This window comes from Actinomadura kijaniata NBRC 14229 (assembly GCF_001552175.1).
Lineage (GTDB): Bacteria > Actinomycetota > Actinomycetes > Streptosporangiales > Streptosporangiaceae > Spirillospora > Spirillospora kijaniata.
In genome coordinates, this window is the sequence record NZ_BCQR01000128.1 from 1 (window position 1) to 21,233 (window position 21,233).

General features: G+C 72.6%; 15 protein-coding genes. 1 reads left to right on the forward strand and 14 read right to left on the reverse strand.

Going from position 1 to position 21,233, the window contains the following annotated elements; all coding sequences use genetic code 11:
• The 9 genes from AKI01S_RS52960 to AKI01S_RS33405 all read right to left on the reverse strand — a co-directional run.
• Window positions 1-6,685: type I polyketide synthase (locus AKI01S_RS52960; protein WP_218009914.1), on the reverse strand; the 6,685-nt coding region annotated here is incomplete at its 3' end.
• Window positions 6,686-6,821: 136 nt separating this feature from the next.
• Window positions 6,822-7,223 carry an allene oxide cyclase barrel-like domain-containing protein gene (locus AKI01S_RS33370; protein ID WP_157420330.1) on the reverse strand — a complete coding sequence of 134 codons (402 nt, stop codon included), beginning with the start codon at window positions 7,221-7,223 and terminating at the stop codon, window positions 6,822-6,824.
• Window positions 7,224-7,340: 117 nt separating this feature from the next.
• Complete coding sequence (locus tag AKI01S_RS33375; RefSeq protein WP_067826717.1) at window positions 7,341-8,585, reverse strand: class I SAM-dependent methyltransferase; 1,245 nt, start codon at window positions 8,583-8,585, stop codon at window positions 7,341-7,343.
• An 82-nt stretch (window positions 8,586-8,667) separates the two neighbouring features.
• A complete protein-coding gene (locus AKI01S_RS33380) occupies window positions 8,668-9,789 on the reverse strand; it encodes a DegT/DnrJ/EryC1/StrS family aminotransferase (protein ID WP_067826720.1) in 1,122 nt (373 codons plus the stop codon).
• A 6-nt stretch (window positions 9,790-9,795) separates the two neighbouring features.
• Window positions 9,796-11,109, reverse strand: coding sequence for an acyl-CoA dehydrogenase family protein (locus AKI01S_RS33385; protein WP_067826723.1), 1,314 nt, complete (start codon window positions 11,107-11,109; stop codon window positions 9,796-9,798).
• A 63-nt stretch (window positions 11,110-11,172) separates the two neighbouring features.
• Window positions 11,173-12,201: a dTDP-glucose 4,6-dehydratase gene (gene rfbB, locus AKI01S_RS33390; protein WP_067826724.1), complete on the reverse strand. Its 1,029-nt coding sequence runs from the start codon at window positions 12,199-12,201 to the stop codon at window positions 11,173-11,175.
• Window positions 12,188-13,093, reverse strand: a complete 906-nt coding sequence (rfbA, locus tag AKI01S_RS33395; protein ID WP_305790810.1) for a glucose-1-phosphate thymidylyltransferase RfbA — start codon at window positions 13,091-13,093, stop codon at window positions 12,188-12,190. The genes rfbB and rfbA overlap by 14 nt, the downstream gene beginning before the upstream one ends.
• Window positions 13,094-13,203: 110 nt before the next feature.
• Window positions 13,204-13,743: a flavin reductase family protein gene (locus AKI01S_RS33400; RefSeq protein WP_084000496.1), complete on the reverse strand. Its 540-nt coding sequence runs from the start codon at window positions 13,741-13,743 to the stop codon at window positions 13,204-13,206.
• Window positions 13,744-13,766: 23 nt separating this feature from the next.
• A complete protein-coding gene (locus AKI01S_RS33405) occupies window positions 13,767-14,918 on the reverse strand; it encodes a DegT/DnrJ/EryC1/StrS family aminotransferase (protein WP_067826728.1) in 1,152 nt (383 codons plus the stop codon).
• 234 nt (window positions 14,919-15,152) lie between these two features.
• On the opposite strand from AKI01S_RS33405, the gene AKI01S_RS33410 reads away from it, so the two are divergent.
• Complete coding sequence (locus tag AKI01S_RS33410) at window positions 15,153-15,935, forward strand: methyltransferase domain-containing protein (RefSeq protein ID WP_067826730.1); 783 nt, start codon at window positions 15,153-15,155, stop codon at window positions 15,933-15,935.
• Between the two features lie 79 nt (window positions 15,936-16,014).
• Here AKI01S_RS33410 and AKI01S_RS33415 read toward each other — a convergent pair whose 3' ends face one another.
• From AKI01S_RS33415 to AKI01S_RS33435, 5 genes are all read right to left on the reverse strand, one after another.
• Window positions 16,015-17,190 (reverse strand): nucleotide disphospho-sugar-binding domain-containing protein, encoded by a 1,176-nt coding sequence (locus AKI01S_RS33415; RefSeq protein WP_067826732.1) that lies wholly within the window; start codon window positions 17,188-17,190, stop codon window positions 16,015-16,017.
• A gap of 83 nt (window positions 17,191-17,273) precedes the next feature.
• Entirely contained in the window at window positions 17,274-18,272 is a 999-nt protein-coding gene (locus AKI01S_RS33420) for a Gfo/Idh/MocA family protein (RefSeq protein WP_067826734.1), read from the reverse strand.
• Window positions 18,273-18,333: 61 nt separating this feature from the next.
• Complete coding sequence (locus AKI01S_RS33425) at window positions 18,334-18,942, reverse strand: dTDP-4-dehydrorhamnose 3,5-epimerase family protein (protein WP_245681884.1); 609 nt, start codon at window positions 18,940-18,942, stop codon at window positions 18,334-18,336.
• Window positions 18,943-18,985: 43 nt separating this feature from the next.
• Window positions 18,986-19,717: an AfsR/SARP family transcriptional regulator gene (locus AKI01S_RS33430; protein WP_169814059.1), complete on the reverse strand. Its 732-nt coding sequence runs from the start codon at window positions 19,715-19,717 to the stop codon at window positions 18,986-18,988.
• A gap of 683 nt (window positions 19,718-20,400) precedes the next feature.
• Window positions 20,401-20,748 (reverse strand): hypothetical protein, encoded by a 348-nt coding sequence (locus AKI01S_RS33435; protein WP_157420331.1) that lies wholly within the window; start codon window positions 20,746-20,748, stop codon window positions 20,401-20,403.
• Window positions 20,749-21,233 lie beyond the last annotated feature (485 nt).

A 21,233-nucleotide genomic window follows, 5' to 3' on the forward strand; every position in this document is an offset into this window, starting at 1 on the left:
GGTCGGGGTAGGCGTCGGCGGGCAGCCCGGCGGCGCGCGCGACGTCGAGCGCGGCGTCGCCGAGCGCGGCCCATCGCCCGTCGCCCGGGACGCCGAGCGGCAGCGGCCGCCACTCGACGCCGTAGAGGTTCCGGACGGTCCGGGCGGGGGCGAGGCGCTCGACGGCGGTCGGCCGCAGGGCGAGGGAGCCCGCCGCGACGACCGCGCCGGCGTCGTCGGTGACGACGAGGGAGACCGCGTCGGCCCCGGACGGGGTGAGCCGCGCCCGCACCGTGCCGGCGCCCGCGGACGGTGCCGAGAACCCGGTCCAGGAGAAGGGCAGCAGCAGCCCCTCCGCGTCCTCCCGGAGGAGCCCGGTCGCGCCGAGCGGATGCAGCGCCGCGTCCAGCAGCGCCGGATGCACCGGCCCCCGGTCCGCCTCCGCCCGCAGCTCCGCCGGGAGGGCCACCTCGGCGTACAGGTCGTCGCCGAGCCGCCACGCGGCCCGGACGTTGCGGAACGCCGGCCCGTACTCGTACCCGTGTTCCCGGAGACCGTCGTACAGCTCGTCGACGTCGAGCTCGGTCGCCCCCGGCGGCGGCCACGCCTCGTCCGGGGGGACGTCCACGGCGGCGGGAGCCTCCGCCGAGACGAATCCCGTGGCGTGCCGCGTCCACCCCTCCTCGGCGGTCCGCGAGAACAGCCTCACCGGCCTGCGCCCCGACCCGTCGGCGGCGCCCACGACGACCTGGAGCCGGACGTCGCCGTCCGCGGGGATCGGCAGCGGGGCCTCAAGGGTCAGCTCCTCGACCGAGCCGTACCCCAGCTCCTCCCCGGCGCGCGCGACCATGTCCAGGAATGCGGTGCCGGGCAGCAGCGCGGCCCCCCGCACGGCGTGGTCGGCCAGCCACGGACGCGCCGACGGCGACAGCCTCCCGGTGAACACGTGCCCGTCGCCGTCGGCGAGGTCCGTCACGGTGTGCAGGAAGGGGTGCCCGATCGTGTTCTCGCCGCCGGTGCCCGGCCCGATCCAGTAGCGCTGCCGCCGGAACGGGTAGGTCGGCAGGTCGACGGGCCGCGCCGGCAGGTCCGCCAGGGCGGCCGGCCAGTCCACGGCGACGCCGTGGGCGTGCGCGTGGGCGAGGGAGGCGGTGAACCGTCCCCGGCCGCCGTCGTCCCGCCGCAGCGACCCGACCACGACGGCGTGCTCGACCCCGGCCTCCTCCAGGGTCTGTTCGATCGCCGTGGTCAGCACCGGGTGCGGGCTCACCTCGACGAACGTGTCGAACCCCGCGGCCGCCAGGTCCCGGACGGCCGGAGCGAACTCCACCCGGTGCCGCAGGTTCCGGTACCAGTACTCGCCGTCGGTCCGGAACGTCCCGTGGCGGACGCCCTCGACGGTGGAGTGGAAGGCGATGCGGGGGGCGCGGCCGGAGACCGGCGCCAGCCTCCCGGTCAGCTCCTCCCGGAGCGCCTCCATGTGCGGGGAGTGCGAGGCGTAGTCGACGGGCACCCGCCTGGCCCAGACCCCGCGGGCCTCGCAGTGCGCCAGCAGCTCCTCCAGCGCCTCCGGGTCGCCGCCGACCACGGTGGACGCGGGCCCGTTCGACGCCGCCACCGACAGCCGCCCCGCCCAGCGGCCGAGCAGCGCCTCCGTCTCGTCCGGGGAGGCCGACACCGTCACCATGCCGCCGGTGCCCGCCAGGGACAGCAGCGCCGTGCTGCGCAGCGCGACCACCCGGGCGGCGTCCGCCAGCGTCAGCGCGCCGGACACGTACGCGGCGGCGATCTCCCCCTGGGAGTGGCCCACGACGGCGTCGGGCTCGACCCCCGCCGCGCGCCACACCGCCGCCAGCCCCGCCACGACCGCGAACGTCGTGCACTGCACCACGTCGGACCGGTCCAGCCCCGGAGCCCCGGGGCGGCCGAGCAGCACGTCGCGCACCGGCCAGTCCAGATGCGGCTGGAGCGCGTCGGCGCAGGCGAGCGCCTCGGCGCGGAACACCGGCGAGGACGCCGCCAGCTCGGCGGCCATCCCGGCCCACTGCGAGCCCTGCCCCGGGAAGACGAACACGACCCCGCCGCGGTCCCGCGCCGTGCCCAGCGTGACGTTCGGGGCGGGCACGCCGTTCGCCAGCGCCTCCAACCCGGCGCGCAGCGCGGCGCGGTCGCCGCCGGTGACGACCGCGCGGTGGGCGAACGCCGAACGGGTGGTGGCCAGCGCCACGCCGATGTCGTCGGGGACGGCGTCCGGGACCGAGTCGAGGTGGCGGAGCAGCTGCGCCGCCCGGTCCCGCAGCCCCTGCTCGTTCGGGGCCGACACCGGCCACGGCAGGGTCGCCGCACCGGGATCGGCCGCCCGCCCGTCGTCGGCGGGCACGTCGCTCTCGGGGGCCTGCTCCAGCACCAGGTGGGCGTTGGTGCCGCTGATGCCGAACGACGACACCGCCGCCCGCCGAACCGGCGTGCCGGGCCAGGGCCGCGCCTCGGCCAGCAGCCGGACCGCCCCCGCCGACCAGTCCACCCGGCGGGTGGGCGCGTCCACGTGCAGGGTGCGGGGCAGCGACCGGTGGCGCAGCGCCATCACCATCTTGATCAGGCCGCCGATCCCGGCCGCGGCCTGCGCGTGCCCGATGTTCGACTTCAGGGACCCCAGCCACAGCGGGGCGTCCGCCGGACGGTCCCGCCCGTAGGCCTCGATGAGGGCCTGCGCCTCGATCGGGTCGCCGAGCCTGGTGCCGGTGCCGTGCGCCTCGACGGCGTCCACGTCGGCCGGGGACAGCCCGCCGTCGGCGAGCGCCTGCCGGATCACCCGCACCTGGGACGGCCCGTTCGGCGCGGTCAGCCCGTTGCTCGCGCCGTCGGAGTTGATCGCCGACCCGCGGATCAGGGCGAGCACCCGGTGGCCGTTGCGGCGGGCGTCCGAGAGCCGTTCGAGGACCACCATCCCCACGCCCTCGGACCAGCCCGTGCCGTCGGCGGCGTCGGCGAACGCCTTGCACGTGCCGTCGGGTGACAGCCCCTGCTGGCGGCTGAACTCGACGAAGATGCCGGGCGAGGCCATCACGTTCACCCCGCCCGCGACGGCGAGCGGGCACTCGCCGTCGCGCAGCGCCCGGACGGCCAGATGCAGCGCCACCAGGGACGACGAGCACGCGGTGTCCACGGTGAACGCCGGGCCCTGGAGCCCCAGCGTGTAGGCGATCCGGCCGGAGGCGACGCTCACCGACGTGCCGGTGAGCCGGAACCCCTCCAGCCCGTCGGCGGCGTCGGACAGGCGGGGCCCGTACTCCTGGGCCATCGCCCCGACGAACACCCCGGCGCGGCCGCCGCGCAGCGACAGCGGATCGACACCCGCCCGCTCCAGCGCCTCCCACGAGACCTCCAGCAGCAGCCGCTGCTGCGGGTCCATCGCCAGCGCCTCGCGCGGGCTGATGCCGAAGAACGCCGGGTCGAACAGGTCGGCGTCGGGCAGGAAACCGCCCCGGCGCACCGCGGACGTGCCCGACGCCTCCGCGTCGGGGTCGAACAGGGCGTTCAGGTCCCAGCCGCGGTTGTCGGGGAAGTCCGAGATCGCGTCCGTCCCGGTCTCCACCAGCCGCCACAACTGCTCGGGCGTCCGCACCCCGCCGGGGAACCGGCAGGCCATGCCGACGATGGCGATCGGGTCGTCCGCGCCACCGGTGGTCCGGCGCGGCGGCGCGGCCTCCAGCGGCCGCGTGCCGGCGGACCCGGTGATCCGGTCGTGCAGGTACCCGGTGAGGGCCGTGGGCGTCGGATGGTCGAACAGCAGCGAGGCCGGCAGGTCGAGGCCCGTCGCGGCGGCCAGCGCGTTCCGCAGCTCCACCGCGAGCAGCGAGTCGAAGCCGAGCTGCTTGAACGATCGTCCCGTGTCGATGCCGGAGTCGTCGGGGTGTTCGAGGACGACGGCCGCGCGCTTGCGGACCAGGTCCAGCAGCGTCCGCCGCAGTTCCGCCTCCGGCAGCCCGGCCAGCGGCGAGGACGCCGGGGACGGTTCGGGGACGCCCGGCTCCTTGGGGGCGGCGACCTCTCGCGACGCGGCCTCTCGCGACTCGGCCTCGTGCCGTTCGCCTCCGGAGGGGAACCAGTGACGCCGCCGCTGGAACGGATAGGTCGGCAGCGGTACGCGGCGAGGGCGGCGCCCCTCGAAGAGCACGGCCCAGTCGACCTCCCCACCCGTCACGTGCAGGCGGGCCAGCGCGGTGACGAACGCCCGCCAGCCCGGCCGGTTGCGCCGCAGGGTGCCGATCGCGGTCGCGCCGGTGCCGTCCTGGACGGGCGCGGTGAGGACCGGATGCGGGCTGACCTCGACGAACCGGTGATGCCCGGCGTCGTGGAGGGCGGTGACGGCGGCGTGGAACCGGACGGGCGCGCGCAGGTTGTCGAACCAGTACTCCGCGTCCAGGACGGGGGTGGTCCCGGGGCGGACGGTGGAGTGGAAGGGGATCTGGGGCGTGCGGGGCGTGATGTCGGCGAAGGCGGCCAGGAGCCGGTCGCGGAGCGGATCGATGTGCGGGGAGTGGGAGGCGTAGCCGATCGGGACCGCGCGCGCGTCGACGCCGCGTTCCTTGTAGTGGGCGAGGAGACGTCGCACGGCCTCCAGGTCGCCGGAGACGACCGTACTGCGCGGCGAGTTGATCCCCGCGACGGTGAGCCCGGGGTGGTCGGCGAGGTCCGCGGTGACCTGGTCGGGGGGCAGGGGGACGGCGACCATGCCGCCGGTCCCGGCGATGGTCGCGGCGACGCGGCCACGATGAGTGATGATCTTGGCGGCGTCCTGGAGGGAGAGGGCGCCTGCGATGTGGGCGGCGGCGATTTCGCCTTGGGAGTGGCCGATGACGGCGTCGGGGCGGACGCCGTGGTGTTGCCAGAGGCGGGCCAGGGAGACGGTGAGGGCGAAGATGGCGGGTTGGACGATGTCGACGCGGTCGAGTTGGGGGGCGTCGGGCGTGTTGTGCAGGACGTCGATGAGTGACCAGCCGGTGTGGGGTCGCAGTGCCGCGTCGCAGGCTCGTAGGTGTTCGGCGAACACCGGGGAGGTCTCCAGCAGGTCCAGGCCCATCCCCGGCCACTGGGTGCCGTGCCCGGGGAACACGAACACCGTCCCGCCGTGCTCGGCGGCCCGGCCGGTGACCAGCCCGGCCGCCTCCTCCCCGGCGGCGGCCTCCGCCAGGCCGCGCAGCAGGCCGTCGCGGTCCGCGCCGAGGACCACGGCGCGGTGCTCGAAGGAGGACCGGGTGGTGAGCAGCGACCATCCGGTGTCGACCGGATCGAGGTCCGCGGCCGCGGCGCGCAGCGCGGCGGCCTGGTCGCGGAGGGCTCCCGGATCCCGCGCCGACAGCACCCACGGGACGACCGGCATGGCGGCCGCGCCCGGCTCCGGCTCGGCGGCCGCGCCCGGCTCCGGCTCGGCGGCCGGGGGCTCGGCGACCACCACATGGCAGTTCGTGCCGCCCATGCCGAACGAGTTGACCCCCGCCACCAGGGGGGCGTCGGGACGGGGCCAGGGCCCGGGGGCCGTGCGCACCTCGATGTTGAGCGCCGCGAGGTCGATCTCCGGGTTCGGCGTCTCGAAGTTCAGGCTCGCCGGGATCATCCGGTGCCGCACGCACAGCGCGGCCTTGACGAGCCCGACGATCCCCGCCGCGCCCTCGAGATGACCCACGTTGGTCTTGGTGGAGCCGACGTGCACCGGCCCGTCCGCGCGGGCCGCGCCGAGCGCCGCTCCGACCGACGCGGCCTCCACGGGGTCGCCGACCCTGGTGCCGGTCCCGTGCAGCTCCACGTACTGGACGGCGCCGGGCTCCAGCCCCGCCCGCCGCCAGGCGAGCCGGATCACCTCGCGCTGGGCGTCGGCGTCCGGCACGGTGAGGCCGTCGGTGGCGCCGTCGTTGTTCACCCCGCTCCCGCGGATCACGCAGTACACCCGGTCACCGTCGGCCAGCGCGCGGGACAGCGGCTTGAGCAGGACGAACGCGCCGCCCTCGCCGCGCACGTAGCCGTTGGCGCGGGCGTCGAAGGTGTGGCAGCGGCCGTCCGGCGACAGGCCGCCGAACCGTTCGGTCTCCAGGGCGGTCCCGGTGTCGAGGTTCAGGTTGACGCCGCCGGCGAGCGCCATGGCCGACTCGCCCGACGCGATGCTCTCGCACGCCAGGTGCACGGCCACCAGCGCCGACGCCTGCGCGGCGTCCACGGTGAGGCTCGGGCCGCGCAGGCCGAGCGTGTAGGAGACGCGGTTGGCGATGATGCCGCGGAGGGTCCCGGCCAGCGAGTGCCGGGTGCCGCCCTCGGGGCCGTGCCGGCGCATCAGCGCGGCGTAGTCGTCGCCGATGGCGCCGACGAAGACGCCGGTGCGCCCGCCCGCCAGCGTCGCGGGCGCGATCATCGCGTCCTCGACGGCCTCCCAGGCGAGCTCCAGCATCAGCCGCTGCTGCGGGTCCATGCTCGCGGCCTCGCGGGGGGAGACGTCGAAGAACGCCGCGTCGAACCGGTCGACGTCGTCCAGGAACCCGCCGTGCCGGAGCCCGGCGGTCCCCTCCGCGCCGGTCCAGCGACCGGGCGGCGTCTCGGTGACGGCGCTGCGCCCGTCGAGCAGCAGCCGCCAGAACGCCGCCGGATCCGGCGCCTGGGGCAGCCGGCAGGACAGCCCGACGATGGCGATCGGTTCGTTCGACGCTGAGAACACGAGCTCCGGCTCCCTCACATCCGTCATGGCGTTCTGGCCGCCCTCCTCACCCGCATGGAGATCGTCGAACCGCGAAAGCAAAAACCCGGCGACCGGGCGATTCCGCGATCGCCCGGAACGGTCGTCCCGGCCTTTCTCAGTCCTCCATGTAGATGGTCGCCTCCGCGATCGTGGTGTGCTGGTCGGGCCGTTCGACGAATTTGAACGTCCGGACGCCCGTCTTTCCGGCGTAACGGCCGCTCACCCCGATCGCGGGGATGCGCTGGACCGCGAACTCGGTCCCGTTCGGGTCCTCCTGGCGCACCGTCCCGGTCCACTGGATGGTGCCGTCCCCGAGCTTCTCGGTGGCCGTGATGAGCTGCGCCAGGCCGCCGGTCTCGGGGTCCCCGTACACCACCGACATGCCCTCGGACGTGGCCACCAGGTTGCCGTCGGAGTCGTACAGCTCCTCGGTGAACGTCACATGGTGGCCGACGCCCGGCCGGGTCTCCATGTGCACGTTCGTGTGGCAGACTTCCCGGAGATTCTCCAGATACATGGAGCACCCTTTCGGATATCGCGGCGTCAATGGCCGACGCGCCCACCAGGAAATGATGTACGGCGGGCCTTAATTCAAGCTAGTGCGGCTCTGAAGCGCGGCCGTCCGTGCCTTTCGTCAGAGCACGCGCACCTCGGGCACGTACAGGATCCAGCGCCCGCCGGCCTGCCGGAACTCCTGCTCCTTGGCCATGATCTCGTCGGCGTGGTTCCAGGCGAACAGCAGCGCGTAGTCGGGATACGGGTCGGCGAACGCCTCGGCCGGGCGGACCGGGAGGTGCTTGCCCGGGGTCAGCCGGTGCTGCTTGCCCGGCGTCGTGTCGCAGACGAAGGAGACCAGGTCGGGGCCGATCCCGCAGAAGTTGGTCACGGTGGCGCTCTTGGCGGTCGCGCCGTACCCCACCACGCGGTGCCCCTCCGCGCGCAACCTCGTCAGCAGGGCCACCAGCTCGTCCCGGACCGTGTGGACGTTCGCCGCGAACGTCCGCAGCGTCGCCAGGTCGTCCAGCCCCTGTTCGCGTTCTTCGGCGAGCAGCCGCCCGACGGCCTCCGTCGGCGTCCGCGCGCCCCGGCGCGCGAGGGTGTAGCGCACCTCGCCGCCGTGGACCGGCAGCCGTTCCACGTCCACCAGCTCGAACCCGAACCGTTCGGCCATCGCCGCCACGGAACCGGCGGAGAAGAGGTAGAAGTGCTCGTCGTAGATCTGGTCGAAGGAGGTCTTGGCGACGATGTCCCCGAGGTAGGGGTCCTCGAACACGACCACGCCGTCCGGGCCGAGCAGGGCGTCGGCGCCCTGGAACACCGACTCCAGGTAGGGGATGTGGCACATGGTGTTCGCCGCGTAGATGACGTCGGCGGGCCCCTCGGACTCCCGCACGGCGGTGGCCGTCGCCTTCTCGAAGAACTCGGTGCGCACCCGCACCCCCCGCGAGCGCGCCACCTCGGCCACGCCCGCCGAGGGCTCGAACCCCAGGTGCCGGACGCCCGCCTCGTGGACCGCCCGCAGCATGATCCCGTCGTTGCAGCCGATCTCCACCACGAACGGGTCGGCCCCGGTCAGCTCGGTGGCGAGGAGACGCTGGGCGACCTTGGCGAAGTGCTCGCGCATCACCGACGATCCCGACGAGTGGTACGGGTACTCCTCGTGGAACATCAGGTGCCGGGGCACCTCCTCGGTGAGCTGCACCATGCCGCACGCGTGGCACCGGCCGACGGCGAGCCGGTAGAAGAACTCCCCGTCGGTGTCGGCGGGCGTGAGGAACCGGTCGGACAGCGGCTGCCGTCCCAGGTCGAGGAACTCGTCGACGGTGTCGCCGCACACCCGGCAGCGCGCCGGAGCGGTCGCGTCGGTCGGTCCGGTCATGGTCGAACTCCTTCTGCGGTGGGCGGGCTTTCCCGGCGGCCTGTCGCGACCGCGGGACCGGGAGGGGAGCACGGAACGCGGGTCACAGGTCCGCCAGCACCTCGCGCAGCGCGTCGATCACCCTGTCCTGGCGGTCCCGGGGGAGCGAGGGGTACATGGGCAGCGAGAAGATCTCGTCGGCGAGCCGTTCGGTGACCGGCAGCGACCCGGTGGCGTAGCCGAGCCCGGCGAACCCGCTCATGGTGTGCACCGGCCACGGGTAGCTGATGTTGAGCTGGATGTCGAAGCGCTTGAGCCGCTCGATGATCTCGTCGCGGCGGGGGTGCCGCACCACGTACACGTAGTAGACGTGCTCGTTGCCCTCCGTCACCGAGGGCAGCCTCAGCCCGCCGGGGCCGGTGAGGTCGCCGAGGCCCTCCTCGTACCGGCGCGCCACCTCCCGGCGGCCCGCGATGTAGGCGTCGAGGCGGCGCAGCTTCCGGCGCAGGATCTCGGCCTGGAGCTCGTCGAGGCGCGAGTTGTGGCCGGGGGTCCGGACGACGTAGTAGACCTTGTCCATCCCGTAGTAGCGGAGCTGCCGCACGTGCCGGTCGATCTCCGCGTCGTCGGTGACCACCGCCCCGCCGTCGCCGTAGGCCCCCAGCACCTTCGTCGGGTAGAAGGAGAACGCGGCGGCGTCGCCCATGGTGCCGGCCGTCCGGCCGTGGTGGCGCGCGCCGTGCGCCTGCGCGCAGTCCTCCAGGATGACCAGGCCGTGCTCGGCCGCCAGCCGTTCCAGCGGGGCCATCTCGACGCACTGCCCGTACAGGTGCACCGGCAGCAGCGCCCTGGTCCGCGGCGTGATCGCGGCGGCGACCTGGTCGGTGTCCATCAGGTGGTCGTCCTCGCGCACGTCCACGAAGACCGGGGTGGCGCCGGCGCCGTCGATCGCGACCACGGTGGGCGCCGCGGTGTTCGACACGGTGATCACCTCGTCGCCGGGGCCGATCCCCAGCGCCTCCAGGCCCAGCTTGACGGCGTTGGTGCCGTTGTCGACGCCGACGCAGTGCGCCAGGCCGTGGTAGGCCGCGAACTCGGCCTCGAAGCCCTGCACGCTCTTGCCGAGGATCAGTTGACCGGACTCCAGCACCGTCTCGACGGCGGCGAGGAGGTCCGCCTTCTCCTGCTCGTACTCCAGCAGGTAGTCCCATACGCGAGTCGTCATTTCCCCTCACCGTGACGTGGGTGTAGGACGCCGCGGGCCCGCCGCGTCCGCTGACTTGCCGTTGCCGCCGGAGCGCTTCGCCCAGGTGCTCATGTAGTTGTTGTCCCGCTCGATTCCCAGGGCCTGGGCGCTCAGGAAGTCCACGGCGTCGACGTAGGCGTACGGCTGCATGAACCGCCCCGCCTGGACGTCGCGCAGCAGCCGGGCCAGCGGGTGGCCCGCCGTGTACGACGCGCCGCCGACCAGGCTGAGGCAGTCGCTGACGATCTCCGGGGCGAGCCGGTTGACCGCGAGCTTGGCGCACTGGAAGTGCCGCATCATCTGCCGCCCGCGTTCGTCCATGTCCCCGGACAGGTCGGCGGACAGGGCGTCGGCGGCGGTCAGCGCGGAGCCCGCCGTGGCGCGCAGCGCGTAGAGACGGGAGTCGATCTCCGCGACCAGGGTGAGCGCCGCGGCCTGCGGCGGCTCGGGCCGGCGTTCGAGCGCCGCCACCGCGGTGTCGTAGGCGGCCTGCGCGACGCCGACGTAGACGCCCAGCACCGAGACCGAGCTGACCGTCTGACCGGCGAGCACCGCGTCGTTGCGGGCGCCGACCGGGTCGCGCATCAGCACGTGGTCGGCCGGGATGGGGCAGTCGTCGAAGACGATGTCCACGGTGCCCGACGCCCGCATCCCGAGGCCGTCCCAGTTGTCCAGCACGGTGAACCCGGGGGTGTCGCGGGTGACGACCGGGGACGCCAGCCGCGGCGGCCCGTCGGTGCCGTCGGTCCGCGCGTTGATGACGAAGTGCGTGCCGACGGGGGCCATGCTGACCAGCGTCTTGCGGCCGGACAGCAGCCACCCGCCCGCGCCGTCGGGACGCAGCGTCGTCACGGCGGTGTGGTGGTCCTTGATGCCCGAGCACACGACCGCGTCACCGGCGACCATGCCCCGCAGGATCCGCTCGGCCAGCGTCCGGGCCCGCTCGTCGCCGTGCCGCCACTCGTAGCCCAGCGTGAGCCCCCGGCTGAGCTGCATGTGCAGCGCGAGCGCCGTCGAGGCGTCGGCCCGCGCGACGGCCAGCAGCGCGACCGCCACGTCGTACAGCCGGTCGACCCCCAGCCCGCCCAGCTCGGCCGGGACCGTCGCGCCCATCAGGCCGTCCTTGCGGAGCGCGTCGAACGTGTCGGTGGGGAAGGTGCCGTCGCGGTCGTGCTCGGCCGCGGTGGACCGGATCCGCGGCAGGTGCGCCGCCAACCGGTCGAGCAGGACGCGACCGGCCGGGGTCACCGGCGCGTAGAGTCCCGTTGTCGAGTCCTGGCGTGCCGTCCATGGGGGCATGGCGTGCTCCGTACTGTCTTCGCCGACGGTGGTCGGGGTGGCTGCGGTCGGGAGGGGGCGGGGTCAGACGGCCGCCCTGGCCGGGGATCCGTCGCGGGCCCGCTCGGCCTTCTCCCGCAGCGGCTCCCACCAGGACCGGTTCTCGACGTACCAGCGGACCGTCTCGGCCAGCCCCGTCTCCAGGCCGACGCGCGGCAGGTAGCCCAGCTCGGCGCTGATCTTCGTCCAGTCGACCGAGTAGCGCTGGTCGTGTCCCGGGCGGTCGGGGACGTTCCGGACCGCGGACCAGTCCGCGCCCGTCTCCTTCAGCAGCCGCGCCGTGAGCTCGCGGTTGGTGAGCTCGGTCCCGCCGCCGATGTTGTAGACGTGGCCCGGCCGCCCGCCCTCCACCACGAGCTGGACGGCGCGGCAGTGGTCGTCCACGTGCAGCCAGTCCCGGACGTTGCCGCCGTCGCCGTACAGCGGCAGCGGCTCCCCCAGCAGCAGGTTGGTGATGAACAGCGGAATGATCTTCTCGGGGTACTGGTAGGGGCCGTAGTTGTTCGAGCACCGGGTCACGCACACCGGCAGCCCGTAGGTCCGGTAGAACGACCGGGCGACGAGGTCGGCGGCGGCCTTGGACGCCGAGTAGGGCGAGTTCGGTTCGAGCGGCTCGTCCTCGGTCCACGAACCGGCCTCGATCGAGCCGTAGACCTCGTCGGTGGACACCTGGACGACCCGCTTCACCCCGGCGTCCAGGCACGCCTGGAACACGCTGTGGGTGCCCAGCACGTTGGTCTGCATGAAGTCGGTCGAGCCGACGATCGAGCGGTCCACATGGGACTCGGCGGCGAAGTGCACCACGACGTCCGCCCCCGGCAGGACCTCGGCCAGCAGCTCGCCGTCGCAGACGTCCCCGACCACCAGCTCGAACCGCCGGTCGTCGGAGACGGGGGCGAGGTTCTCCTCGTTGCCCGCGTAGGTCAGCTTGTCGAGGACGACGACGGACGCGTCGGCGAACGCCGGGTACGCGCCGGTCACCAGCTGCCGCACGTAGTGCGACCCGATGAACCCGGCCCCGCCGGTGACCACCACGCGGTCAGTGAATGACATGTCTCGAACCGCCTTGGTCGCTCTTGCCTGAAATCCTCATCACGTACCGGCCGTAGCCCGAGTTCTTCTGCCTGCGGCCGAGGGCGTGGCAGGCGTCCGCGTCGATGTAGCCCCGGTGGAGCGCGATCTCCTCCAGGCAGCCGATCCGGGGCCCCCGGAGCTGCTCCTCCCGCACGAACCGCGCCGCGTCCAGCAGGCCGTCGTAGGTGCCGGCGTCCAGCCACGTGCAGTCCTCGCCCAGGGACCGCAGCCGCGCCCGGCCCTGGTCGAGGTAGACGCGGTTCACATCGGTGATCTCCAGTTCGCCGCGGGCCGACGGGGCGATCCGGCGGGCGATCTCGACCACGTCGTTGGAGTAGACGTACAGCCCCGTCACGATCTCCGAGCCGCGCGGCCGGGCCGGTTTCTCCTCGATGCCGACCAGACGGCCGTCGGCGTCCTTCTCCACCACGCCGTAGGGCCGCGGGTCGGGCACCGTGTAGCCGAACAGCGTGCAGCCGTCGACGTCGACCATGCTCTCGGCCAGCGTGCCCGGCAGCTCCCGGCCGTGGAAGATGTTGTCGCCCAGGATGAGGGAGACCGGATCGGAGCCGATGAAGTCCGCGCCGACCCGGAAGGCGTCGGCGATCCCGGCGGGCCGCGGCTGCACGGCGTAGGAGAACCGCAGGCCCAGGTCGCCGCCGTCGCCGAGCACCCGGCGGAACATCGGCAGGTCCGCCGGCGTGGAAATGATGAGAATGTCCCGAACGCCGCCCAGCATGAGCGTGGAGAGCGGATAGTAGATCATGGGCTTGTCGTAAACCGGAAGCAATTGTTTGGAGAGGGCGACGGTCAGCGGATGGAGACGCGTTCCTGTTCCCCCGGCCAGAATGATCCCCTTCACGGGCGACACCTCTGTGTTCGAAGCCGAGTCGCAGAATGCAATCGCTGACCAGCCTATTGACGAGGTACAAAAGGCTTCTTAAGGAGTTCTAAGAGGCGGCTTGCGCGGCCCGGCCCGCGTTATTCGGTGGTGAACCGCCCGTAGCCGCCGCGGTAGAACACCAGCGGCCCGGGGTGCGGCACGGCCCCGGACCGGCCCATGCGGTGCACCCGGGCGACCACGATGACGTGGTCGCCCGCCGGGTGCTCGGCCTCGACCGCGCACTCCAGCCAGGCCAGCGCGCCGTCGGGCAGGGGCAGCCCGGACGGCGAGGGCGACCACGCCAGTCCGCGGAACTTGGCGTCGCCCGACGCGGCGAGCCGGTGCGCCTGCTCCCGCTGGTCGGCGGCGAGGAAGCTGACGCAGTGCCGCCCTCCCGCGCGCAGCCGGGGCCAGCTGGAGCTGGTGTGCGCGACGCAGAACGCGATCAGCGGCGGTTCCAGGGAGACGGAGGTGAAGGAGTTGACCAGCAGCCCCACCGGCTTCCCCGCGTCGAGCCCGGTGACCAGGGCGACGCCGGTGGCGAAGTGCCCCAGCACGCGCCGGAGGCCGCCCGGGTCGGGGGCGTCCCGGTCGGGGTCGAGCAGGCCGTGGGGCGGTTCAGCGCGGCGCGTCGCCATGGGGTGCTCCCGGAGCGCCGCGGTCAGGCGGCCGGGTCACGCCGGGCCTCGACCGCCCTGACCACCTCCCGCGCCACCCGGTCGACCTCCTCGTCGAGCAGCGACTGGTGCGCCGGAAGCAGCAGGGCGGTGTCCGACACCTCGTCCGTCCGCGGCAGCACGGCGTCGGTGGCGCCGTACCGCCGGACCCGGTGCAGGGGGTAGTAGCGGTAGGAGGTGTAGATGCCTCTGGCGAGCAGGTCCTCGCTCACCCCGTCCCGGATGGCGGTGCTGTCGAACCGCACCCAGTAGAAGTAGTGCGTCGAGGCGTGCCCGTCCGGCAGTGGCGGCGGGATCCGGATGCCCGGGACGTCGCCCAGCGCCGCGTCGTACCGCCGGGCGATCTCGCGGCGCCGCGCCACGAACCCGGCGAGCTTGCCGAGCTGCACCTGGCCGATCGCCGCGGTGATGTCGTTGCCGATCAGGCGGCGGCCCACGTCCTCGATGTCGAAGCTCCACCACAGGTGCGGCGACCTGGCGGCGGTGGTGAACGAGCTGCGGTCCTCCAGCCCGTGGTAGGCCAGCCGCCGCGCGCGGCGCGCGGTCTCGGGGTCCCGCACGTACAGCATGCCGCCGTCGCCGGTGGTGATGACCTTGCGGGCGTCCAGGCTCCACACGCCGAAGTCCCCGAACGTGCCGCACATCCGGCCGTGCACGCTGGACGCGATCGACACGGCCGCGTCCTCCACCAGCGCCACGCCGCGTTCGGCGCACAGCGCGGCGATCTTCTCCACCTCGCCGGGATAGCCGCCGTAGTGCAGGATCACCACCGCCCTGGTGCGCGGTGTGAGCACGGCGGCCACGTCCTCCACCCGGGGGTTGAGGTCGTCGCCCACGTCGCAGAACACCGGGCGGGCCCCGGCGTCCACCACGGAGTTGGCGTTGGCGACGAACCCGTTCGACGGCAGCACGACCTCGTCGCCCGGCCCGATGCCGAGCAGCTCGACCGTGAGGAAGAGGCCGGAGGTCGCCGAATTGAGGAACAGCACGTTCTCGGCCGGCACCCCGAGGAACCGGGCGAACTGCTCCTCGAATTCCTGGGTCCGCGGGCCGGACCCGAGCCACTTGCTGTCGAAGACCTCGCCCACGGCGGCCAGTTCCTCCGCGCCGATGCTGGGCTGGGTTACGTTGATCACAGCACCTCTCCCGCTCGTACCGTGCCGACCGTGGTCTTTTCGTCTCCGGGGGGCCTGAATGGCGCGCCGTCGGCGACCGCGTGCCACTGATTCTGCCGGGTCGGGCTAAACGCGCACTAAACCTGACGCGGCGCTCCAGGTTTAGCGGAGCTTTAGTGGGCCGGGATATCCATGGCCGGACCGACGACATTCCCGGCCGGGCCGTTCCCGGCCGGTCCTCGCCTCGGAGGCAGCATGCTCGACAGCGCGCATTTCGACCACCGCCTCGCCAACTTCCAGCAGTGGCAGGAGACGCCGTGGGGGCAACTGCGGTACTCGGTCGTCGAGGCCAACCTGGCCCGCCATCTCGGCGACCGTCCGCTGCGCGTGCTGGACGTCGCGGGCGGCAACGGCCGCGACGCCGTCCGGCTGGCCCTGCGCGGCCACCACGTCACCGTCCTGGACTCGGCGCCGATCTCCCTCGCCGGGGCCGAGGAGCTCGCGGCCGAGCGGGGGGTCGCCGACCGGATCGAGGTCCGGGAGGGCGACGCGCACGACGTCCCCGAGCTGTTCCCCGACCAGGACTTCGACCTGCTCCTCTGCCACAACCTGCTGCAGTACGTTCCGGACCGCGCCGTCGTGGTGCGGGCGATCGCGCGGCGTCTCCGGCCGGGCGGCCTGCTGTCGGTGGTCGGTCCGAACGCCGTCGCCGTCCCGCTGGAGGCGGCCGTCCGCGAACTCGACCTGGACGCCGCGCTGCGCGCCGTGGACTCCTCGACCAAGCCCAACCAGGTGTACGGCGCGGACGTGCCGGTCCTGACCGCGGACGAGATCGGCGGCCACTTCCGCGACGCGGGCCTGGACGTCGTCGGCCACCACGGCGTGCTCAGCGTCTGCCACCTGATCGCGGACAACGAGATCAAGTACGACCCGGAGTTCTTCGCCCGGCTGGAGAAGCTGGAGCACACGCTGGCGGAGCGGGCGCCCTACCCGTCCACCGCGCGGATGTTCCACCTGGTGGGACGGCTGCCCGGCTAGGCGGGCGCCGGTCGGCACGGCGGCCGGCCACCGGATCCCCGGTGGCCGGCCGCCGTCGTGCCGTCCTCGGACCGTCGTGCTACCCCCGGACCAGAGCCTCCAGCGTCCTGGCGATCTCGGCCGGGGAGGGCCGGGCGGCGTTCCGCTCGCCCAGCGTCCGGGCGGCGTCGCGGACGGACGCCCCGGTGAGCAGCTCCGACATCGCCGCGGTGACCGACTCGGCGGTGAGCTCCCCGGGGGTGAGCGACAGGCCCGCCCCGCTCGCCGCCAGCAGCTCGGCGCCCAGCGGCTGGGCGCTGATGGACGGCACGACCAGTTGCGGCACCCCGTGCGCGACGGCGGCCAGGACCGTGCCGGGACCGCCCTGGCTGACGAGCGCGTCGCAGGTCGGCAGCAGCGTCGACAGCGGCATCCAGTCGACCGCCCGGACCCGTTCGCGGCGGTCGCCGAGCAGCTCGGCACCGGCCTTGCCGAGCGCCGCCACCACCTCCACGTCCAGCGCGGTCAGCGCGTCGATGATCGTCAGCGGCGCGGCCAGCGCGTCGGCCCCCAGGAACGCGCCGTTGGTGGTGCCCCAGGTGATGCACACCCGGGGCCGTCCCGCGGGCTCGGCCAGCCAGGACGGCGCGACGGCGGCCCGGCCGTACGGCACGAACCGCGCCGGGTACCGGTTCGGCATCCGGACCGCGAGCAGCTCGTCCGGGCACGGGTCCACGCAGTACGCCGCGTAGTCGGGCCCGAGCGGCGCGTCCCACTCGTCGAGGAACGCGACCAGCGTCTTCGGCCAGTTCTCGCGCACCGCGCGCTCGGACGTCAGGTGCGACCACAGGTCGGCCGGCATCGGCCCCCAGGTGTTCAGCGCCAGCGGCGCCCCGGCGGCCCGGGCGACCACCGGCGCGACGAACGCGGCGGGATCGGCGACCACCAGGTCCGGGGCCCAGCGCCGGGCGAAGGGGACCAGGTCGGCCGCGACGGCCGCGGCGGCCCGCACGTGCGGGACCATGATCTGCTCCAGGGTCGGTGGCGCGCCCCCGGACTCCGCCAGCGCACTGCCGACGGCCTGCTTCAGCTCGACGATGAAGTCCAGGTCGCCCCCGGCCTCGACGGCGGGCAGGCCCGCCGCGGTCACCTCGCCGAGGAGAGGTGGCTGGACGGCCACCCGGACCTCGTGCCCCGCCGCGCGGAACGCCCACGCCAGGGGGACGAGCGGGTAGAGGTGCGATGCGAAGGTGGCCGAGGTGAACAGAACCCGCATGACAGGATCCCTTGCGTTTGTGCCGACACCGCCGAGTGCGGTTCGATCAAACCGCGGGCTCCTGAAACGCCCCTAAACCCGGGTCAGGGGAAGTAGATGTCGCGCGCCCCCGTCCGGACGGCGTCGACCAGGGACGCCTGGCGCAGCGAGTCCTCCGACCACTCCCGCGGGTGCTCGCCGCTGAGGACCGCCTGGGCGAAGGCGCGGATGCTCTTGGCGAACTGGTCGTGCGCGGGCAGGACGAACTGCTCGGCGTGGTCCTGCCGTTCGATGTGGACGACGGGCTGGTAGGTCGCCGGGGGAGTGAAGACGCGGTTCATCCACAGCCGGCCGGTGCTGCCCCGGAACTCGTAGTTGTTGGTGTAGGCGTGCTCCATCCCGAAGGTGAGCTGCGCGGTCACGCCCTGGCGGGTGGTCAGGAGCGCGTTGCCGCCGACCACCACGTCCCGGTCCCGCTCGTGCCGCAGCACCGCGCCCACGAACTCCAGGTCCGCGCCGAGGAACAGACCGGCGGCGCGGATCGGGTACACGCCGATGTCCAGCAGTGCCCCGCCGCCCACGTCGGCCTGGTAGCGGATGTCGCCCTGCGGCTTCGGCGGGATCGTGAAGCTGGCGGCGAACGAGCGGATCTCGCCGATGACGCCCTCGTCCAGCATGTCCGCGACCTGCCGGTGCTGGGGGTGGTGGAGGAACATGAAGTTCTCCATCAGCAGCAGCCCCCGTTCCCGGGCCACCGCGAACAGCCGTTCGGCCTGCGGGCGGTCGGTGGTGAGCGGCTTCTCCGCCAGCACGTGCTTGCCCGCCCGGAGCGCCCGGTCGATCCACTCGGCGTGCAGCACGGCGGGCAGCGGGACGTACACCGCGTCGACATCGTCACGTTCCAAAAGCGCCGGGTAGCCCTCCACCGGTTCGCCGCCGAACCGCTCGGTGAACCGTTTGGCCCGGTCCCACCGCCGGCTGGCGATGGCCGTGACCTCGGTGAGCGGTTCGGCCTCCAGCGCCGGCAGCGCTCGCCGCCACGCGATGTCGGCGCACCCGATCACTCCGACCCGGATCGGATTGGCGTTCGCCGGATTCTCCATCGGAACTCCCCTAGAAAGGTTTCGTGGGCGAGCGGGGGTGTCGCGGAGCGCACCGCCCGGCTCAGAGAAGGTGCGGGGCCCGTGCCGCCCGCGCCTGCTCGTAGGTCGGGAGCAGCCCGCGTTCGGCCGCCTCGGCGAGGGTCGGCGCGGCCGCGTCCTTGTCGGACATGATCGGCGGGCCGTCCAGTTCCCAGGGGATGCCCAGCGCCGGATCGAGCGCCTGGACATCGATCATGGTGCCGGGCACGTACTCGGCGCCGCAGAGGTAGTTCATGCACGTGTCGTCGGTGAGGGCGAGAAAGGCGTGCCCGATGCCGTCGGCGAGATAGACGCCGATCCCGCTCCCCGCCTCCTGGAGCGTCACGTCGAACCGGCCGAACGTCGGCGACCCGACCCGCAGGTCGACCGCCACGTCCAGCGCGGCGCCCCGGACGCAGGTGACCAGTTTCGTCTGCCCCGGCGGAATGGTGGTGCCGTGAATTCCCCGGAGCGTGTTCTTCCGGGACACCGAGTAGTTCACCTGACGGATCTCGAAGGGGTGACCGGCCTGTTGCAGCAACTCGCTGAACCGCCACGACTCGTAGAATCTGCCTCGCCGGTCCGGAATCTGCGTCGGCCTGATCCGGAAGGCCCCCGCGACCGACATCTCCTCGATCTCGATACCGCTCATTCACATGTCCTTCGGTAGGGAGAGGGAACGGTGACGCCAACGGTCACATGGCGCGCGCCCACATGCTCCCGTCATGCCGGGAACGCATGATCCTGAGCTCGTCCATCCGGTCGTTCAGTACCAGTTCCTGGGTCTCCTGCAGGAATTTGCACGGTTCCAGACCCAGTTCGTCGCGGATGCGGTTCCGCGCCGTCCGGTAGACCTCCAGCGCGTCCGCCCGCCGCCCGGACCGGCTGAGCGCCTCCATGAGAAAGGCGTACAGATCCTCGCGCAGCGGATATTCGGAGATCAGGGAGTAGAGAATGCGGATCGCCTCGCTGGTCTGGTCGGAGGCCAGCAGCGCCCGGGCCAGCAGTTCGACGCACTCGACCCGGAACTCCTCGGTCCAGTTGGCGAACTCCCGGATGATCGGCCCCTCGTAGGAGGAGGCGTGCACCGGTTCGCGCCAGAGTTCCAGCGCCTTGGTCAGGGTCTCGGCCGCGGCGGCGTGGTCGTGCATGCTCAGCTGCAGCCGCCCCTTCTCCGACAGGGACAGGAAGAGGTTGAGGTCGAGCTCGTCCCGCCCCAGGTTCAGGATGTATCCGGGGGCGCGGGTGGTGATCACGTCGCTGTTCAGGCTGAACTTGTTGAGGACCTTGCGAAGCTGCGACACGTAGACGTGCAGGGAGGCGCCGGCCCGGACCGGGGGCGTCTCACCCCACAGCTCCTGCGTGAGCTGGTCCAGGGACACCACCTGTCCGTTGCGGATCAGGAGGGTGCGCAGCAGGACCTCCATTTTGTACGTTCCAACGGAGGATCTCTCGTTGTCCGTCAGGATCTGTACCGGCCCCAGAATCTCGTACCGCAATTGCGACCTCCAGATATCCGTGCATGTTGAGGGGAGCCATGCTTGACGATCAAGAATCGAAGGTTGGGCAATATCGCAGAACGGTCGCCCCATGGCGCTGTGGGGTGGTGTTCCGTTGTGGCCACCGGCCGTGCTCGTGATTGTCGTCACGGCGCGTCACGGGTCCGTGGCACGGCCATAAAGTTCTTTGGCCGAAGGTTTTGTTCGATCGATGTGGGCAATGCCCTGAAAGGAATCCCCGTGCCCTCCATCCGTGTTCGTCCCGTCCCGGTGTTCCGTCCGGTGCGCGACCGAAGCGAAGCTAACAAGGGAAACTCGTCAAGAGAAGATCACAAGCTCTGTGATGTAAGTCACACACCTCTTGTCGGGGGACGGGGCTGGGCACTTAATGAAAATTTTACTTTCTCATCAAAATTTGTCAGACATGATTCATGACATGTCCGACACGAGACCCCTGTTTCGGGCTTGCTGCTGGACAGGTTCAAACCCGTCCGGTTTCCAGTGGCAGAGAGTAGCGGCGTTGTGACTAGGGAGACGATCCGGCTATACCGAATGCGGCTCGGTGTCAAGGCCGAGAGGTGCCCGACGTTTGGCCGGACACGGGAAGCCATTCAGCGTCTGTCGCGCTGAATGGTGTCGAGAATTTCGGTGAGCGTTCCGGTGAGCCGGTCCAGCGGATCACCGGGCCCTGTTTGGTGGGGATTTTTCAGAAGGCGCGCCAGGCCGATCTGGATATCGCGCAGCGCCTCCAGGCGTTCGCTTTCGCTGGGCGTGCCGTTCAGTTCGGCGTACGCGGCCCTGACCACCGCCTCGGTCGCGTACGCGCCCAGGGAGAGCCCCGCCTTGTCCGCCGCCTGCCTCACGGCGCGCAGCTCTTCGTCGTTGAAGCGCAGCGGCCCCACCCGGTGGTTGCGGCGTTGCGTCGTCTTCGGCCGCCGACTGTCCCCTGACCTTGTCATGACGATCCTCTCCTGTGGGCCCGGCGGCCCTGTCGGCCCGCGTCGCGAACGCGGCGTCCGGGGGCCGGTCCGGGGTCGCGGGTCCGGCGGCCGGACCTGTGACGGTGGGTGACGCGTCGACCGTGCCGGAGCCGCTCGGCCCGGCGGGAGGCGGCGGTCACCCCTCCCCTCGCGGGCCGCGCGCCGGGCCTCGCGAGGGTGGCGGGGCGATGGGGGCGTCGGGGGCGCGCATGATCCGTATGCTAGCCATCGAGTGCGCGCCATGCACAACATGCGTTCCACGCACCCTACTTTTCCGATCGTCATCCCTCAGAAAGTGACAGGACCTTTCGGACGCCCGTGATCGGCGCAGCCGCCGGCTCGTCCGGGCGGGGTGGCGAGAAGGATCAGGGCGACAAGCGGCCGCTCGTGGCAGCGGATGACGGCGTTCACCGACGGGTCTCACGAGAGGAACGGGCACCGCGTGCCGCTGTCGAGGGTGGCCG

Coding starts and splice junctions, on each gene's coding strand:
- AKI01S_RS33370 (WP_157420330.1), bottom strand. CDS start 7,223: ATGTATCTGGAGAATCTCCGGGAAGTCTGCCACACGAACGTGCACATG.
- AKI01S_RS33375 (WP_067826717.1), bottom strand. CDS start 8,585: ATGACCGGACCGACCGACGCGACCGCTCCGGCGCGCTGCCGGGTGTGC.
- AKI01S_RS33380 (WP_067826720.1), bottom strand. CDS start 9,789: ATGACGACTCGCGTATGGGACTACCTGCTGGAGTACGAGCAGGAGAAG.
- AKI01S_RS33385 (WP_067826723.1), bottom strand. CDS start 11,109: ATGCCCCCATGGACGGCACGCCAGGACTCGACAACGGGACTCTACGCG.
- rfbB (WP_067826724.1), bottom strand. CDS start 12,201: ATGTCATTCACTGACCGCGTGGTGGTCACCGGCGGGGCCGGGTTCATC.
- AKI01S_RS33400 (WP_084000496.1), bottom strand. CDS start 13,743: ATGGCGACGCGCCGCGCTGAACCGCCCCACGGCCTGCTCGACCCCGAC.
- AKI01S_RS33410 (WP_067826730.1), top strand. CDS start 15,153: ATGCTCGACAGCGCGCATTTCGACCACCGCCTCGCCAACTTCCAGCAG.
- AKI01S_RS33415 (WP_067826732.1), bottom strand. CDS start 17,190: ATGCGGGTTCTGTTCACCTCGGCCACCTTCGCATCGCACCTCTACCCG.
- AKI01S_RS33420 (WP_067826734.1), bottom strand. CDS start 18,272: ATGGAGAATCCGGCGAACGCCAATCCGATCCGGGTCGGAGTGATCGGG.
- AKI01S_RS33425 (WP_245681884.1), bottom strand. CDS start 18,942: ATGAGCGGTATCGAGATCGAGGAGATGTCGGTCGCGGGGGCCTTCCGG.
- AKI01S_RS33430 (WP_169814059.1), bottom strand. CDS start 19,717: ATGGAGGTCCTGCTGCGCACCCTCCTGATCCGCAACGGACAGGTGGTG.
- AKI01S_RS33435 (WP_157420331.1), bottom strand. CDS start 20,748: ATGACAAGGTCAGGGGACAGTCGGCGGCCGAAGACGACGCAACGCCGC.